General features: G+C 37.5%; 18 protein-coding genes. All 18 read left to right on the plus strand.

The window, feature by feature from the left end; translation table 11 throughout:
- Nucleotides 1-6: 6 nt before the first annotated feature.
- The 18 genes from murD (at nucleotide 7) to F3D3_RS16210 (ending at nucleotide 15,658) form a co-directional block, all read left to right on the plus strand.
- The gene (gene murD, locus F3D3_RS16125; protein WP_069875482.1) at nucleotides 7-1,362 is read left to right on the plus strand and encodes a UDP-N-acetylmuramoyl-L-alanine--D-glutamate ligase; all 1,356 of its coding nucleotides are present in this window, start codon (nucleotides 7-9) and stop codon (nucleotides 1,360-1,362) included.
- Nucleotides 1,362-2,456 (plus strand): putative lipid II flippase FtsW, encoded by a 1,095-nt coding sequence (gene ftsW, locus F3D3_RS16130; RefSeq protein ID WP_175438408.1) that lies wholly within the window; start codon nucleotides 1,362-1,364, stop codon nucleotides 2,454-2,456. Before murD ends, ftsW begins: the two co-directional genes overlap by 1 nt.
- A gap of 39 nt (nucleotides 2,457-2,495) precedes the next feature.
- On the plus strand, nucleotides 2,496-3,611 hold the full coding sequence (gene murG, locus F3D3_RS16135; RefSeq protein WP_069875484.1) for an undecaprenyldiphospho-muramoylpentapeptide beta-N-acetylglucosaminyltransferase: 1,116 nt from the start codon (nucleotides 2,496-2,498) through the stop codon (nucleotides 3,609-3,611).
- 23 nt (nucleotides 3,612-3,634) lie between these two features.
- Nucleotides 3,635-4,342, plus strand: a complete 708-nt coding sequence (locus F3D3_RS16140; RefSeq protein WP_069875485.1) for a cell division protein FtsQ/DivIB — start codon at nucleotides 3,635-3,637, stop codon at nucleotides 4,340-4,342.
- A 7-nt stretch (nucleotides 4,343-4,349) separates the two neighbouring features.
- Nucleotides 4,350-5,060, plus strand: coding sequence for a DUF881 domain-containing protein (locus F3D3_RS16145; protein WP_069875486.1), 711 nt, complete (start codon nucleotides 4,350-4,352; stop codon nucleotides 5,058-5,060).
- A 12-nt stretch (nucleotides 5,061-5,072) separates the two neighbouring features.
- Nucleotides 5,073-5,786: a DUF881 domain-containing protein gene (locus F3D3_RS16150; protein ID WP_069875487.1), complete on the plus strand. Its 714-nt coding sequence runs from the start codon at nucleotides 5,073-5,075 to the stop codon at nucleotides 5,784-5,786.
- A 12-nt stretch (nucleotides 5,787-5,798) separates the two neighbouring features.
- On the plus strand, nucleotides 5,799-6,161 hold the full coding sequence (locus F3D3_RS16155; protein WP_069875488.1) for a small basic family protein: 363 nt from the start codon (nucleotides 5,799-5,801) through the stop codon (nucleotides 6,159-6,161).
- A 260-nt stretch (nucleotides 6,162-6,421) separates the two neighbouring features.
- Nucleotides 6,422-7,501 carry a cell division protein FtsZ gene (gene ftsZ / locus F3D3_RS16160; RefSeq protein ID WP_069875489.1) on the plus strand — a complete coding sequence of 360 codons (1,080 nt, stop codon included), beginning with the start codon at nucleotides 6,422-6,424 and terminating at the stop codon, nucleotides 7,499-7,501.
- 462 nt (nucleotides 7,502-7,963) lie between these two features.
- A complete protein-coding gene (gene nrdR / locus F3D3_RS16165; RefSeq protein WP_069875490.1) occupies nucleotides 7,964-8,428 on the plus strand; it encodes a transcriptional regulator NrdR in 465 nt (154 codons plus the stop codon).
- 271 nt (nucleotides 8,429-8,699) lie between these two features.
- The gene (locus F3D3_RS16170) at nucleotides 8,700-9,161 is read left to right on the plus strand and encodes a MarR family winged helix-turn-helix transcriptional regulator (protein ID WP_242877157.1); all 462 of its coding nucleotides are present in this window, start codon (nucleotides 8,700-8,702) and stop codon (nucleotides 9,159-9,161) included.
- An 81-nt stretch (nucleotides 9,162-9,242) separates the two neighbouring features.
- Complete coding sequence (locus F3D3_RS16175; RefSeq protein ID WP_069875491.1) at nucleotides 9,243-9,983, plus strand: NADPH-dependent oxidoreductase; 741 nt, start codon at nucleotides 9,243-9,245, stop codon at nucleotides 9,981-9,983.
- 194 nt (nucleotides 9,984-10,177) lie between these two features.
- Nucleotides 10,178-10,999 carry a peptidoglycan editing factor PgeF gene (gene pgeF / locus F3D3_RS16180; protein ID WP_175438409.1) on the plus strand — a complete coding sequence of 274 codons (822 nt, stop codon included), beginning with the start codon at nucleotides 10,178-10,180 and terminating at the stop codon, nucleotides 10,997-10,999.
- Between the two features lie 93 nt (nucleotides 11,000-11,092).
- Nucleotides 11,093-12,403 carry a DUF512 domain-containing protein gene (locus tag F3D3_RS16185; RefSeq protein ID WP_069875493.1) on the plus strand — a complete coding sequence of 437 codons (1,311 nt, stop codon included), beginning with the start codon at nucleotides 11,093-11,095 and terminating at the stop codon, nucleotides 12,401-12,403.
- 1 nt (nucleotide 12,404) lies between these two features.
- On the plus strand, nucleotides 12,405-13,724 hold the full coding sequence (der, locus tag F3D3_RS16190; RefSeq protein ID WP_069875494.1) for a ribosome biogenesis GTPase Der: 1,320 nt from the start codon (nucleotides 12,405-12,407) through the stop codon (nucleotides 13,722-13,724).
- Nucleotides 13,725-14,008: 284 nt separating this feature from the next.
- The gene (locus F3D3_RS16195; protein ID WP_069875495.1) at nucleotides 14,009-14,230 is read left to right on the plus strand and encodes a hypothetical protein; all 222 of its coding nucleotides are present in this window, start codon (nucleotides 14,009-14,011) and stop codon (nucleotides 14,228-14,230) included.
- 140 nt (nucleotides 14,231-14,370) lie between these two features.
- Entirely contained in the window at nucleotides 14,371-14,736 is a 366-nt protein-coding gene (locus F3D3_RS16200; protein ID WP_069875496.1) for a hypothetical protein, read from the plus strand.
- 18 nt (nucleotides 14,737-14,754) lie between these two features.
- A complete protein-coding gene (locus tag F3D3_RS16205; protein WP_069875497.1) occupies nucleotides 14,755-15,129 on the plus strand; it encodes a VOC family protein in 375 nt (124 codons plus the stop codon).
- A 22-nt stretch (nucleotides 15,130-15,151) separates the two neighbouring features.
- Nucleotides 15,152-15,658 (plus strand): cysteine hydrolase family protein, encoded by a 507-nt coding sequence (locus F3D3_RS16210; protein WP_069875498.1) that lies wholly within the window; start codon nucleotides 15,152-15,154, stop codon nucleotides 15,656-15,658.
- The last annotated feature ends 2 nt before the right edge of the window (nucleotides 15,659-15,660 follow it).

Genomic DNA, 15,660 nt, shown 5'->3' on the forward strand with positions numbered 1-15,660 from the left:
ACTCATATGATTTTTAAAGATCAGCGTGTTTTGGTTATTGGACTTGCTAAATCGGGCATATCGTCTATAAAAGCTTTGAAAGAAGAAGGTGCTTTGGTCACGGTTAATGATGCTAAAACAGAAGTTCAGCTAGAGAGTTTGATATCAGAAATAAAGCCTTATGTCGTAGATTCTATTTTTGGAAGTCATCCAGAGCAAGTGGAAGGGATTGATTTAGTCGTCGTCAGCCCAGGCGTTCCTCTGGACATCCCTTTTATTCAAAAGATCAAGCAGAGTAATCTGCCAATAATAGGTGAAATAGAGCTTGCCTATCAGCTTTGTAAAGGCACTTTCGTAGGCATTACGGGCACAAATGGGAAAACCACCACAACTGCCTTAATAGGTGAGATGTTTAAAAATGCGGGCAGAGATCATTTTGTGGTGGGCAATATCGGGATTCCTGCTGTATCAAGGGCAAAAGAGGCAACTCATAAGACCACAATGGTGACAGAACTCAGCAGTTTTCAGCTAGAATCTATTGTAGATTTTAGAGCGCATATTGCGGTCATTTTAAATGTGACACCAGATCATTTAAACAGACATAAGACCATGGAAAGCTACGTGGATGCAAAGGCTAGAATTTTTGAAAATCAAGATGAAACAGATTATTTGATTTTAAATTACGACAATGAAATCACAAGAGCACTTGGCAAAAACGCTAAAAGTAAAGTCATCTATTTGAGTCAAAAGACGCTTTTAGAGGAAGGCGTTTTTATTGAAGCGGGGCATTTTGTCATCCAATTGGGTTCTGAGCGCATAACGGTTTGTAAGATTGAGGATCTGTTTATCTTAGGTGCACATAATGTGGAGAATGCTTTAGCCAGTATTGCAACAGCACATCTTTCGGGTATTCCAGTGGAGAAGATAAAACAGACACTAATGACTTTTAAAGGTGTAGAGCATAGGCTCGAATATGTTGATACGATTAAGGGCAGAGTTCTTTATAACGATTCTAAAGGGACAAATGTGGACTCTACAGTATGTGCTTTAAAATCAATGAAAACGAAAACGGTATTGATTGCTGGTGGCATGGATAAAGGGAGTACTTACGAATCTTTATTTGAGGCTTTTGAGGGCAAGGTGACTGCGATGGTACTTCTCGGTGAAACTCAACATAAAATCAAAGCAGAAGCTTTTAAAAATCAATTTGAAAACTGTTTTTGTGTCAAAAATATGGAAGAAGCGGTTTCAAAAGCCTATGAACTCTCTGAGTATGGCGATGCGATTTTGCTTTCGCCAGCATGTGCAAGTTGGGATATGTATGAAAACTTTGAAAAACGGGGTGAACATTTCAAAAAATGCGTTCACACCTTGAAGGGTTAATGATGAAGACGCATAGGATTGATTATACGCTTTTAATTGTGACATTACTACTTGCGGCATTTGGTCTGTTGATGGTCTTTAGTTCAAGCTACTACTATGCCATAGAAAAAATGCAAAATAAAACGCATTTTTTCTTGACCGATCTCAAGTGGATCAGTATAGGCGTTGTAGTAATGCTCGTTGCTTCACAAGTGCATTATAGATTTTATAAAAAATTTGCAATTCCAGCTTTGGTCGTCAGTATTGCCTTGTTGATTTATGTGCTCTTATTTGGAACCGTCATTAACAATGCTCAAAGATGGATCGAAATATTGGGTCAGACCTTTATGCCTGCTGAAATTGCTAAGATTGGGCTAATACTCTTCTTTTCGTATAGCTTAGAAAAAAATTATACACGGTTAAATGAATTGCCTGTGCTCGGCGTTTACGTCAGCATAATTGGGGTCAGTGTCTTTTTAATCATGAAACAGCCTAATATGAGTACAGCGGTTATTTTAGCTGGCATTCTCTGCATTATGCTCTTTGTGGCAGGCCTTTACTGGCGTTACACCGTATCTGGGTTAATAATTGGCAGCGCAGTGGCATGGGAGCTTGTTAATTCAGCAACCTACAGATTGAGCAGATGGACTTCGTTCTTGGACCCATTCAATGACCCTTCAGATGATTCGTATCAAGTGGTACAATCGCTCTATGCGCTTGGTACAGGTGGCATTGGTGGTGTGGGACTCGGGATGAGTACTCAAAACAAACTCTATATTCCAGAGCCTCAAAATGACTTTATATTGGCCACTATTGGAGAAGAACTTGGTTTTATGGGGACAGTCTTGCTGCTTGTATTTTTTTTGATATTAATATACCGTTGTGTTAAAATTGCTATGAATGCACCTGATCATTTTTCGTTTTTTATGGCAACGGGTATCACTGCCATGCTGACTTTACAAGTGATTATGAATTATGCAGTTGCAACCTCATCCATGCCGGCTACAGGTATATCGCTTCCTTTTATCAGCTACGGGGGAACAAGTGTGGTCATATTGATGGGTTCGGTGGGGATATTGCTCAATATATCTAAACATTGTATGACTCGTGGTTGACATGCATTCAATAATAAGAGAAGTAAATGGAGAAAATCTATGAAAGTTATGATCACAGGTGGCGGCACTGGAGGCCATATCTATCCAGCGCTATCAATCGCAGAACGGATAAAAAGAGAATACAAAGGTGTTGAAATTTTGTACATGGGCGCTAAGCTTGGGATGGAAAAGGATATTGTGCCCAAAGCAGGGATTGCCTTTAGACAAATCGATGTGGCGCCCCTCAATAAGAAAATTTCGCCAAAGACGATTAAAGCTTTAGGTGTTTTAATAAAAGGGCTTTTTCAAGCCAAAAGGGAAATCAAACGCTTCAAACCTGATCTCATCATCGGAACGGGTGGTTATGTTGCCGGCCCTATAGTGCTGATTGGTGCACTCATGGGCATCCCAACCGTCATTCATGAACAGAATGCATTTCCAGGGATGACCAATAAAATTTTGAGTCGTTTTGTGGATCGTATACTCGTTACTTTTGAAGAGGCAAAATTGCATTTCAAACATAAAGAGAAAGTGGTATTCACAGGCTTGCCTGTGCTTGAAAGCTTTCATACAGTGAGTAGAGATTATGCAAGGCAAAGACTTGGGATTGCAAACGATGAGTTCGTCTTAATGACAGTTGGTGGCAGCAATGGGGCTTTAAAATTAAATCAAGTAATGATGGAAACCTATGCCGCCTTAGTGGATTATCCTAAAATCAAAGTTTTTCATGTGTCTGGCAATCGTTATTTTGAAAGTATAAATGAAAAGATAAAAACGGGCCAATACACCGTGGGTAAGAATTTTAAACTGATCAGCTTTATGAAAGAAATGCCAGTTTACCTCAATGCAGTGGACTTGGTTATTTCGCGAGCGGGAGCTTCTACCATAAATGAGATTATTGCAGCAAAGACGCCAGCAATTGTAATACCGTCTCCGAATGTTGCCAATAACCATCAGTTTTACAATGCAAAAGTAGTAGATCGCAATGGTATGGGCATTATCATCAAAGAAGAGGATTTAAACACAGAACTGATGCAACATATGATATTGGATTTTTATGAGGCGCCCTCCAAACTTGAAATTATGAGAAGCAATTGTGACAAAATCGAGCACATCAAGCCGCTTGACGCGATTGTAAATGAAATTGCATTATTGCTAAAAGAACATGAAATATAAATAAGGGTGTGGAGTGCTTTTGAATGAAGAAAATCAAGTGGATTATACTTTTAGGCATTATTTGTTTTGGAGGATACTATCTCGTTTTTCAAACGGATTTATTAACAGTAAAAGTAATATTGTACAATCAAAGTGAAGAACTTGATATTTATGAGCTTCAGAGGTATTCTGATATTCATTATGGGGATGCTTATTGGAAAGTTAATCTTCAAAAAGCCAGAGAGGGCTTGCTTAAGCATCCTTTTGTCAAAGAGGTCGTGGTCAATCGAAATTTTCCGGATCAGGTTATTTTTAATCTAACCTATAAAACACACTATTTCAATTTAAAATACTCAGACATTGTTTTATCTCTTGATCGAAATTTGGATGTTTTGAAAGTGTTAGAAGATGAAGGAGATGGGTATACAGTCGAAGGCTTTATGTTTAACGGGTTTTCTACTGGTAAAAAAATTGATGTTGGGCAAGAATATGTGCTTGAAAACATTGTAGATCTAATTGAACTCATGAATCAAAGTGCATTTAATTACTATAAAATGATTGAATATGAAGATAATAATATTAAAATAAAAATTGGCAACATAACTGTAAAATTTGGAAATGGTGAAAATATGGAAATGCGATTTAACGCTTTTGCCTCAATTTATCAGGCATTGTTAAAGGATAGCATTACGGATGGTGTGATCGATGTCAGTACTGATGGATTACCCGTCTATAAACCATTTGGAGAGTAGGTAGATAATGAAAACGGACAAAATATGGATTGGGATTGCAAGTATCATTCTAGGCATATTCATAGCCTTTCAGATGAAGTTTATTCAGGGGACATACTTAAATGGATCAACCCCAACTCAGAAAACAACTGAAATTCTCAATGAAATGGCTGCGGTGAAAGCGGAAAAAGAAGCCCTTATCGAAGAAGTTGAAAATTTGGAGAAACAACTTGAAGATATTCAAGGTTCAGCTTCAGAGGAAAGTGCAATTGTAAAAAACCTCACAGATGAACTCAATAAATTCAAGGCATTTTCAGGCAGGACAAAAGTAGCCGGACAGGGTATTTTAGTGACGATTGATAATCCGCCAACTGATGGCAGTTATGGACTTGAACTCAATATAGCCTATGATTACAAATTGATTTTGGAACTCTTGAATGAACTCAATTCAGCAGGTTCTGAGGCAATTGCCATCAATGAACAACGTGTGATCAATAGCACGGAAGTTAGGTTAGCAGGTTCGCAGATGAATGTCAATACGATTCCAGTATCCCCGCCATTTGTCATAAAGGCCATCGGCAATTCTAAAACAATGGATGGGGCTTTGAATCTGCGCTTTGGAATTATTGAGAGCTTAAGGGAAAAAGGTTATTATGTAGAGGTAAAGACAGTTGAAAATATTGAAGTTCCAGCTTTCAATGGCACATTAAAATTTAAGTATGCCAATACGATTAAGTAGAAAGGTGAAACCATGAAATTAACATCACTTCAAAAGACCGTGTTCGCTTTAACGATTTTATTAGGAATCTTATCCGCAATGCAATTTAGAGCTGTGAATTCTGGATATAAATACATGTCGATAAAAGAGATGTATGCCAACAGTATAGAACTGGAAAGCCAAAAGGCAGAGCTTGTTCAACTCAGAGAAAAAGCGAATAGTTTAAAAGTTAAAATTGATGAATTTGATACAGCAAGAACGGATAACCGTATAGATTACGAGAGTGTTTTGCAACTTGAAATTGAAAACACACAAAAAGCGGCGGGCCTTACAACGGTTGAAGGACCAGGTATCGTAATCATCGTCACAGATGGCACAAGAGAACTCTATGAAAATGAAAATCCAAATGTCGTCATTGTTCATGATCTCGATATCAGAGCCATGGTGGATGATTTGAGAAATGCGGGAGCTGAGGCAATTTCAATCAATGGTCAACGCGTTATTTTTAACAAATCAAAAATTCAATGTACTGGACCGACTATTAAGATCAATGATCAAGTGTTTGCAGTGCCTTTTGTGATTAAAGCGATAGGCGATAGAAAATATCTTGAGAGTGCAATCAATGCACCAGGAAGTTACAGCGAGAGTCTCAGAAAATGGGGGGTCTTTGTAGAGGTCAACACATCGATCAATGTGTTGATACCTGCATATGATGGTACTATGGCAAATCAATATGTGATTCAGTAAAGGAAGGTCAAAATGATAATTGCAATTATGGGTATAATTTTAGGGATTTTAATAGGTATTTATATTCCATTTGAGTTTACAACGATTTCTTCACTTTATATTTCTGTCGGTATTTTGGCGGCAATAGATTCGATTCTTGGAGCACTTAGATCTAGTTTTGAAAATAAATTTGATAGTGTCATATTCATTACAGGTTTTATCGTAAACGCATTACTGGCGATTGCCCTTTCATATCTAGGAGACAAGCTAGGTGTTCCAATCTATTACGCGGCCATTTTTGTCTTTGGTACGCGACTTTTTAACAATATGGGTAGCATAAGACGCTATTCAATTGATCGATATAGGGCTAAAAGTAGAGAAAAGCATAAGAAATAAGTCCTATAGCTGTTGGAAATACGAAAAAAATGCGTTTTTTTGAAAAAAAATATTCCCAAAAAACTTAAAAGAGTATATACTATATGTAGTAGACTTATAGGTATTTTAGACAATAGATATTGATAAATGCTTATGGTTTTACAATTTTACATCTGAGTATTAGCATTGTTAAATCATATAGAAATTCGTACGGTTTATTAGATAGAGAAACGAGATGTAAACACCTATAATTATTACTTTGCGGGAAAAGGAGGATTTTCATGTTAGAATTTGATGTTGCTGTTGAAGAATTTGCCCAGCTTAAAGTAATTGGTGTTGGTGGCGGGGGTAATAACGCTGTTAACAGAATGATTAAATCCAATCTTAAAGGCGTTCAGTTTATTGCGATTAATACAGATAAGCAAGCATTATACAGCTCTGCTGCAGAATACAAGTTACAAATAGGCGAAAAATTAACAAGAGGTTTAGGCGCTGGCGCAAATCCAGAAGTGGGTAAAAAAGCTGCTGAAGAAAGCCGAGATGATATTTATCAAGCACTTCAAGGTGCGGATATGGTTTTTATCACAGCGGGTATGGGTGGTGGAACCGGTACAGGTGCAGCACCTATCGTTGCTGAAATCGCTAAAGAAATGGGTATTTTAACGGTTGGCGTTGTGACGAAACCGTTTTCATTTGAAGGTAAAAGAAGAATGAAACATGCTGAAGAGGGCATTGAGGAGTTAAAGCGTAAAGTGGACACACTTATTACGATCCCAAATGATCGTCTTCTTGAAATCGTTGAAAAGAGAACTTCTATTTTAGATGCGTTCACCATTGCAGATGATGTTTTAAGACAAGGGGTTCAAGGTATTTCAAATACAATCACTGAGACCGGACTTATTAATGTTGACTTTGCCGATGTTAAAACGATTATGTTCGAACAAGGTCTTGCACATATGGGTATTGGTTCTTCAAGTGGTGACGATCGGGCGATCGACGCAACGAATCAAGCAATTCACAGCCCATTACTTGAAACTTCAATAAGGGGATCAAAAGGCATATTGCTTAATATTCGTGGTGGCAAATCATTAGGTATGATGGAAATCCAACAAGCGGCTGACCTTGTTTACAGAGAAGCAGATCCAGATGCAAACATCATTATGGGTGCTGTTATTGATGAATCTTTAAAAGACGAAATTACAGTAACTGTAATTGCAACCGGCTTTGAAACAACTAAGGTCGAACCCAAAGTTGAAGCCAAATCTGTAAAAACAGAACCTGTAAAAGTACAACAAGTTGAAGCTGAAACGAATGAAGACGACACCTTTAATATCCCGACATTTTTAAGGAAAAAAAGATAACCTTGCTTCTCGCAAGGTTTTATTTATATAACCCTTGAGGGCCGTAGGCCCAATTCAGCGGGCGCGCCCGCTGAATGCAATCCAATAGGATTGCGCAAGGGTTACGAAGGCAGCGAAGCGGACTGAGCAAGGGGTTACGAATGCAATCCAATAGGATTGCGCAAGGGTTACGAAGGCAGCGAAGCGGACTGAGCAAGGGGTTACGAAGGTAGCGAAGCGGACTGAGTAAGGAGCCAAAGCTTGGAGATCTGAAAAATTCGGGAGCGGTTACGAAGGCAGCGAAGCGGACTGAGTATACGCTTTGATTAATATCATTAGTCTTCGTCCAGCTTAGAGGCAGGAGTGTTCAACCTGCTCTAAGCGGTTAGACGAGGACGGGTCAGGCGAAACAAAGTTTCGAAGGACAATGATTAATATTTTTTTAGATCGGGTAATACAAAAATAAATGGTGAGGTGGAATGTATGAAATGTCCTTATTGTAGCAGTCTTGAATCTAAAGTCATCGACTCTAGACCAACGGATGATGGTCATGTAATCAGACGAAGAAGAGAATGCATCAACTGTAAACAAAGATTCACCACTTACGAAAAAATTGAAGAAATCCCAATTATCATTGTCAAAAAAGATGGTAATAGAGAGTCTTATAATAGAATGAAAGTGTTGAATGGCATCATAAGAGCTTGTGAAAAGCGTCCTGTTTCTATGGAACAGATGGAGCATATGATTGATCAAATTGAAACGAGATTACACAGTTCAATGGAAAAAGAAATTGAGTCTGAGTGGATTGGCGAACTTGTCATGTCAGGTCTTAAAGACCTTGATGAAGTGGCCTATGTGAGATTTGCTTCAGTTTACAGACAATTTAAAGATATCAATACATTTGTAACAGAACTCACTAAATTATTGAACGAAAAGACGAATGGATAAATCATTAGTCTTCGTCCAGCTTAGAGGCAGGAGTGTTCAACCTGCTCTAAGCGGTTAGACGAGGACGGGTCAGGTGAAACAAAGTTTCGACGGACAATGATGATTCACAAATAGTTTGCAAAAGCTCTAATTCACGATTCGCTTTTAGGCAAATCGTGGGATAGGGCTTTTATTTTATAAATGAGACTTTTTATATTTTAAGCCATTTCAGGTTGACAGAAGAATGTTTTTTCTATATAGTTGTATGCACAAACAAGTGAAGGTGGTTATTTTGAATAAAACATGTCAATCAAACACACATAATTGCAAATTGGAGAGTTGTTTATTTTTTTCATCTACCAAGTTGGCAAGGACATTCAAAAAGATAGCAGATGAATCTTTTGTTAAAACGGGCCTATCACCAAGCCATGCATTTCTTCTAAATCTTGTTAACCAGAACGGTGAAATTCACCAAAAAGAACTTGGAGAATTGTTGCATTTGACGCCTTCAACGATTACGCGTTTCGTTGAGAAATTGGAGAGAAAGCATCTTATAAGTCGAAAATCTGAAGGTAAGCATGTTTTAATCTTTAAGACTGAAAAAGGCGAAAGTTTACAAGCTGAAATCGTCAAGTCTTGGGATAATTTGCACAGCGCATACAAAGATATTTTGACAGAACAAGAAACGGAACAATTCATTGTAATCGCTAATAAATTGCTTTCAAAATTAGGTGATGCGGGAGAAGATTTTTAGTGAAAAAACAGATAATTTTTATAGAAAAATAGTCTGAACAGAAAAAGTGAAACACAAAGAGATAATTCAAGGAGGCGTACTATGAATGAAACAATTAGAACCATACAAGATCACAGATCTATCAGAAACTTCTTAGATAAACAAATTGACGAAGCGACACTCAATGAAATTTTAAAAGCGGCTCAGGCGATGCCAAATTCAATTAATGGACAACAATCTTCAGTTATTGTGGTACAAGATAAAGCCAAAAAAGCTAAGATTGCAGAGCTTGCTGGTGGTCAAACCTGGGTGGATGATGCCCCTGTATTAATGGTATTCGTAACAGATTTTTATAAGACGCATCTAGGGGCTCAGAAAAATAATCTGGAACAAGTGATTCATGAAAGTGTTGAAGGCACTTTGGTTGGCGCTGTTGATGTGGGATTGAACATGGGGGCAGCTATTATTGCAGCAGAGTCACTTGGCCTTGGCATTGTACCCATTGGCGGGATTCGTAGAGATCCTGCATTGATGATCGAATTACTTGAGCTACCAGAGTATACTTTCCCTGTGGCGGCGCTTGCAGTGGGTTATCCAAAAGACCGCTCACACAAAAAACCAAGAATGCCCTTTGAAACTTTTAAATTTGACGAAAAATATAAAGTAGAAGGCTTAAAAGAAGCCATTGATCTCTATGATGAACAAATGAGACCTTATTTAAAGGCAATTGGACGTGAACAAGAGGTCAATTGGAGTGTAACGACATCTAATATTTATAAAAGTGTCTATTTTCCAAAGGTTCAACCAGTCCTTAAAAAACAAGGCTTTAAGAATGATAAATGATAAGCTTTGAATGGTTGACAAATCCAACCCAATACCTGTAATCAAAAAAAGTTTATGATCGACATTGTATTCCTAAAACAATGTTGGCTGTAAACTTTTTTATTTGGATGCGTATGGATCTATGATATGATTATGGAGGTAAATAGACTCAAAAGGAGTGTGTGCTGAAATTTGCAGCAGCATATAATGAAAAAATGATTAGATTTAAACAATTAAAAGGATACCCTTTAAGTTTAGGCATAACAGATAGAACTGGTGGTGTCAGTCAAGGGGTCTATGGGGGTATGAATACGAATTTTTATAATGAAACACAATTTGAGACCGCTTGTAAAGATGTTAAAATTGCCATAGAGGATCTGGGACTAACAGGTAAAATCATCATTGCCACAAGGCAAACACATTCCAACCATATTCTGAAAATAGATGAAAATACAGATTTTGAATCACTTGAGCAAATTGAAGTTAAAGGAACCGCTTTATCTGAATATAAACTTTATTCTAGCCCTGATACAGATGCACTCATGACTCAACGCAAAGATGTGATACTGATGACGTTTTATGCAGATTGTGTGCCTCTTTATATCTATGATCCTATAAATGAGGCAATAGCCATCATTCATAGTGGATGGCGTGGAACTTCTAACAAGATTGCTGACGATGTTATAAAAGAGATGAAGTACCATTATCAGAGTGAAGCCAAGAATTTTTTAGCAGGTATCGGTCAGTCTGCGGGTAAATGTTGCTATGAGGTAGATGAACCTGTAAAAATACTTTTTAAAGCATATTTTTCAGAACGTGAAATGATGCACTTCTTTGAATCAAAGGGAAGTGGTAAGTATTTTATCGATTTGAAAAAGGCTAATGAACTCATATTCTTAGAAAATGGGCTTCAAAGTGATCGAATCGAAATAAATCCAGCCTGCACGATCTGCGAGAGCGATTTGTACCACTCTCACAGAAAAGCGAACGGTGGCAAACGAGGGTCGATGAGTCAACTGTGTCAACTCATAAAATAAAGCATTGCGAAAGTTTCATTTGCACTTTGAGTGGTTTTATATTACAATATTAGATTGTATGGTAGAAGATTGTGTTATGATGGGAAGGCCTATATGAATAAGATAAAAAAAATACTTCCAGGTTCAATTGCTGAAGAGATGGAAATAGAATCGGGAGATATTTTACTGAGCATTAACAATAAAAAAGTGGTTGATATCATAGATTTGATGTATCTCACAAACGATGAGTTTATCGTAGTTGAGATTCAAAAAAAAGAGGGTGAGATTTGGGAACTTGAAATTGATAAGGAATTTGATGAAGTCTTAGGCATTGAATTTGAAAATCCAATTATTGATGATGCAACGCGTTGTTCTAATAATTGTGTTTTCTGTTTTATTGATCAATTGCCCCCCAATATGAGATCAACTCTATATTTTAAAGATGATGACTCGAGATTGTCTTTTTTACAAGGGAATTTCGTGACGCTAACGAACTTAAATGAAGACAAATTTAAACGCATTATTGAATATAGAATTAGTCCTATCAATGTTTCTGTGCATACGACAAATCCAGAACTCAGGGTAAAAATGTTGGGCAATAGATTTGCAGGCAATATCATGGAACGCCTTGAAAAATTAACATCCAATGGGATTGTGGTCAATGCCCAAATCGTTTTGTGTCCAGGTTACAATGATGGCGATGAACTCAGTCGTACACTTGGCGAGCTCATAACATTAGGTGGAAATCTACAGAGTGTAGCTATTGTGCCCATTGGACTCACAAAACACAGAAAAGGTTTAATCGAAATGCAAGGGTTTGATGATGTGACATCAAAGCAAGTCATCGATATTGTGCATCCCTTTCAGGAGATTGCGCTTAAAAAGATTGGAACGCGTTTCGCTTTTCTTGCGGATGAATTCTATTTGCTTTCGGGTGTACCGTTTCCGCCTTATGAAGCTTATGAAGCTTTTATACAACATGAAGATGGTGTGGGCATGATTCGTAAGTTAGATCATGAAGTGCGTGCCGTTTTGGCATCAAATCGTTATAACATGGGGATTTCTAGACGCGTCTTAATCCTTACAGGCGTTGCTGCATATCCCTGTTTAGTAAGTTTAGCAGAGTCTGTAATGGCAGTGTTTCCAAAAGTTAAGATAGATGTTGTGAAGATTGAGAATGCATTTTTTGGAGAGCGTATAACTGTGGCGGGACTCGTCACAGGTACAGATATAAAGAAACAAGTTTTAAGCGCAGAGCATTGTGATGCCATTTTATTACCAGTCTCTATGTTTAGAGCAGAAGAAGATGTGATGTTAGATGATTGTTCCATCACAGACCTTGAAACACATTATCATAAACCTGTTGTCAAAGTCGGTGAACTGGGAATCGATTTCGTTGAAAGCATATTGTATGGAGGTAAGTAAAATGAGTAGAAAACCAATTGTTGCGGTAGTAGGCCGCCCAAATGTGGGGAAGTCCACGTTTTTTAATAGAATTGCAGGGAAGAGAATTTCCATTGTAGAAGATACACCAGGCGTTACACGGGACCGTGTATATGCTGAGTGTGAATGGTTAAGATATAACTTTACACTTATTGATACTGGTGGGATTGAACCCTCATCTACAGATGTAATTTTATCTCAAATGAGAGATCAAGCACAGATCGCAATCGATACAGCAGATGTTATCATTTATTTATGTGATGGCAAGTTTTCCTATACAAGTGCTGATGAGGAAATTGCTCAGATGCTCAGAGTTTCAAAGAAGCCTGTTGTCTTGGTGCTCAATAAAATTGATGTCTTTAATAAACCAAATCATTTTTATGATTACTATAATTTAGGGCTCGGCGAGCCCCTCATGATTTCTTCTGTAAATGCAATGGGCCTTGGTGATTTGCTAGATGAAGTGGTCAAATTGTTTCCTGAGGATACGCTTCTTGAAGAGGAAGAAGATGCCATCAAAATTTGTTTTATTGGGAAGCCCAATGTAGGCAAATCTTCAATGGTCAATAAAATCATCGGTGAAAATAGAGTTATTGTATCTGAGATCGCAGGTACGACGCGTGATGCGATCGATACACCGTTCACTTACAATGATCAAAAGTATGTCTTGATTGATACTGCAGGCATCAGACGTAAATCTAAAGTCAATGAATCTATTGAGAAATACAGTGTGTTAAGAGCGCTTGCCGCGATAGAACGTTCAGATGTGTGTTTTATCATGATCGATGCTCAAGAAGGGGTTACAGATCAAGATAAAAAGGTTGCCGGCTATGCACATGAAGCGGGTAAAGGTATCGTAATCGTTGTGAACAAGTGGGATTTGCTCGAAAAAGACAATCACACGTTCAATGAATTTAAGATGCGCGTGAGAGAAGAACTTGCTTATATGATGTATGCACCGGTCATGTTTGTTTCAGCACTTACAGGTCAACGTGTTACACAACTTTTAGAACAAGCCGTTTATGTGGTTAATAATAATGCGCTCAGAATTTCTACAGGTGTTCTCAATGATATTCTCAATGAAGCGATGGCGTTAAATCAACCGCCCTCTGACAAGGGAAAAAGACTTAAAATTTACTATGCAACACAAGGCGGCGTCAAACCGCCAACATTTGTGCTCTTCGTCAACGATAAAGAATTGGCACATTTCTCTTATATTCGCTATATTGAAAATCAAATTAGAAAGAACTTCAATTATGAAGGAACGCCGATTGTGTTCAAAGTTAAGCAAAGAGGCGAATAGTTGTAATTATAGAGCTGATCTCCCCATTATCATATTTACCCTTAGGTATAAAGTATGGTATTCTGTGAGATCAGCTTTTTTGTGATGTTCAGATCAAAATTGGGTATATAACCCTTGGGGAGATGTCCTCCACTTTAAGAAGTGGGGGACATATTCCTAATTCAGTGGGAGTCTAAACGCCCACTGAATGCAATCCGATAGGGATTGCAAAGGGGTTACGAAGGTAGCGAAGCGGACTGAGTATACGCTTTGATGCAATAAAGCAGTATTAGGGAGGCGATTTTATGTTGCGATTTAATGACCTAACTGAGCGATTGAGAATAGAAATTGGTGATGATAGTGAGCTATATGGCGATGACGATGATTACAGTGAAGAAAGTGAAGAAGAGGATCGCGATTGGTGGGATCATCCTTTAAGCGAATACGAAGATGATGAAGCGTACGATGATGAATATGATGAAGATGAAGATGATGAAGATGAAGAAAATGAGGACGAGGATGATTAAGGCATTGAGGATTCAGAAAAAGACACACTAACAAATAATGAAAATATTAACGCAATATTCTGAAATATCATGACATGATTCTAAAAATAATGTTAAAATATAAACAAACAATAATGTTATTTAAGATGGGATGTGTCATTATGAATCTATTAATTTGTGAACAGTGTGGAAAACCAATTACAAACAGATCAGAATTAACGGTCTCAAAAAAACATCATTTATCGCTTCCAAAAGCTTATCATCATGAGTGCTATGTCGAGCAGATGGAAGATATCAAAGCCTATTATACACAAGTAGAACCTATAAATAGCGTATTGTACAGTTTGAGAATACTCATGCTCACTGCTGTCTATTTGTTCTTATTTTCTATCAGAATTCGAACCATAATGTATTATCTTTTTTTGGGAATTTCAGGATCGCTACTCGGTGTTGAGTGGTTTTCTAGAATTTATAGTATGATTATGTATGAGCGTCAGTTTTACACAAAAAAACAAATGAGAATTTAATTTTTAAGAGGTGAAGGCATGAATTTAAGATTCGCAAGACATGCAAAAGAATTGGAACCTTTAATGCATTTCTATTGTGATTTACTTGGATTAAAAGTGATTTCAGAGTTTAAAGACCACAATGATTACACCGGTATTATTGTAGGCTGCAATCAATGCAATTGGGAAATGGAATTTACAAAATCAAGTGAGTTGCCAAAACATGTAGTAGATGAAGATGATTTGATCATTCTCAAATATGAGGATGAAATAAAGTATAATTCAACACTTGAGAGACTCACTAAAGAAAAATATTTGGAGTTTGCACCCAAAAATCCATTTTGGGAAGAACGTGGAAAGCTTTTTAGAGATCCAGAGGGATATGGTGTCGTCATACTATATGATAAAGCTTAGATTAACTTAAGATGGAGCTATTATGAGAGCTTTGGTAGTGGTTGATATGCAATGGGGGATATTTAATAAATCTGTAAAGGTATATGAAAGCGAAAGACTGATAAAGCATATTAATCAACTTATTGATCATTTTCATGAACATAAACAGCCTGTTGTATTTTTACGATTTACAGGTGAATTTTTACTTATGAAAGGTACAAAGGAGTGGGAATTGCTTTCAGAAATGCATTTCGTAGATGGCGATACCTTAATTGATAAGTTTAGAAGTGATGCCTTCAGTGAAATGCAGTTTATAGAGACACTTGAAACCTTAAAGGTAGATCATATCTATGTGACAGGCGTTATTTCTCATGGGTGTGTGCAATCAACCGTTTATGGTGCACTTAGCGCAAATATGCCAGTTACCTTGATTAGCGACGCTCATAGCAATTTTTCCAAAGACCCTAGCTTTGTCATTGAGTCTGTGAATTATAGAGTTTACAATGAACAGGTGGAATTGCTGAGCACTTCGGACGTCCTTTTAACCTAAAA

The sequence above is a fragment of the Fusibacter sp. 3D3 genome, assembly GCF_001748365.1.
GTDB lineage: Bacteria > Bacillota > Clostridia > Peptostreptococcales > Acidaminobacteraceae > Fusibacter_A.

Excerpts from the sequence above, each read along its gene's own strand:
- F3D3_RS16140 (WP_069875485.1), top strand. The coding sequence starts at position 3,635 with ATGAAGAAAATCAAGTGGATTATACTTTTAGGCATTATTTGTTTTGGA.
- murD (WP_069875482.1), top strand. The coding sequence starts at position 7 with ATGATTTTTAAAGATCAGCGTGTTTTGGTTATTGGACTTGCTAAATCG.
- F3D3_RS16195 (WP_069875495.1), top strand. The coding sequence starts at position 14,009 with ATGTTGCGATTTAATGACCTAACTGAGCGATTGAGAATAGAAATTGGT.
- F3D3_RS16185 (WP_069875493.1), top strand. The coding sequence starts at position 11,093 with ATGAATAAGATAAAAAAAATACTTCCAGGTTCAATTGCTGAAGAGATG.
- F3D3_RS16200 (WP_069875496.1), top strand. The coding sequence starts at position 14,371 with ATGAATCTATTAATTTGTGAACAGTGTGGAAAACCAATTACAAACAGA.
- nrdR (WP_069875490.1), top strand. The coding sequence starts at position 7,964 with ATGAAATGTCCTTATTGTAGCAGTCTTGAATCTAAAGTCATCGACTCT.
- ftsW (WP_175438408.1), top strand. The coding sequence starts at position 1,362 with ATGATGAAGACGCATAGGATTGATTATACGCTTTTAATTGTGACATTA.
- F3D3_RS16210 (WP_069875498.1), top strand. The coding sequence starts at position 15,152 with ATGAGAGCTTTGGTAGTGGTTGATATGCAATGGGGGATATTTAATAAA.
- F3D3_RS16205 (WP_069875497.1), top strand. The coding sequence starts at position 14,755 with ATGAATTTAAGATTCGCAAGACATGCAAAAGAATTGGAACCTTTAATG.
- F3D3_RS16175 (WP_069875491.1), top strand. The coding sequence starts at position 9,243 with ATGAATGAAACAATTAGAACCATACAAGATCACAGATCTATCAGAAAC.
- F3D3_RS16150 (WP_069875487.1), top strand. The coding sequence starts at position 5,073 with ATGAAATTAACATCACTTCAAAAGACCGTGTTCGCTTTAACGATTTTA.
- F3D3_RS16145 (WP_069875486.1), top strand. The coding sequence starts at position 4,350 with ATGAAAACGGACAAAATATGGATTGGGATTGCAAGTATCATTCTAGGC.
- der (WP_069875494.1), top strand. The coding sequence starts at position 12,405 with ATGAGTAGAAAACCAATTGTTGCGGTAGTAGGCCGCCCAAATGTGGGG.
- ftsZ (WP_069875489.1), top strand. The coding sequence starts at position 6,422 with ATGTTAGAATTTGATGTTGCTGTTGAAGAATTTGCCCAGCTTAAAGTA.
- F3D3_RS16155 (WP_069875488.1), top strand. The coding sequence starts at position 5,799 with ATGATAATTGCAATTATGGGTATAATTTTAGGGATTTTAATAGGTATT.
- murG (WP_069875484.1), top strand. The coding sequence starts at position 2,496 with ATGAAAGTTATGATCACAGGTGGCGGCACTGGAGGCCATATCTATCCA.
- pgeF (WP_175438409.1), top strand. The coding sequence starts at position 10,178 with ATGATTAGATTTAAACAATTAAAAGGATACCCTTTAAGTTTAGGCATA.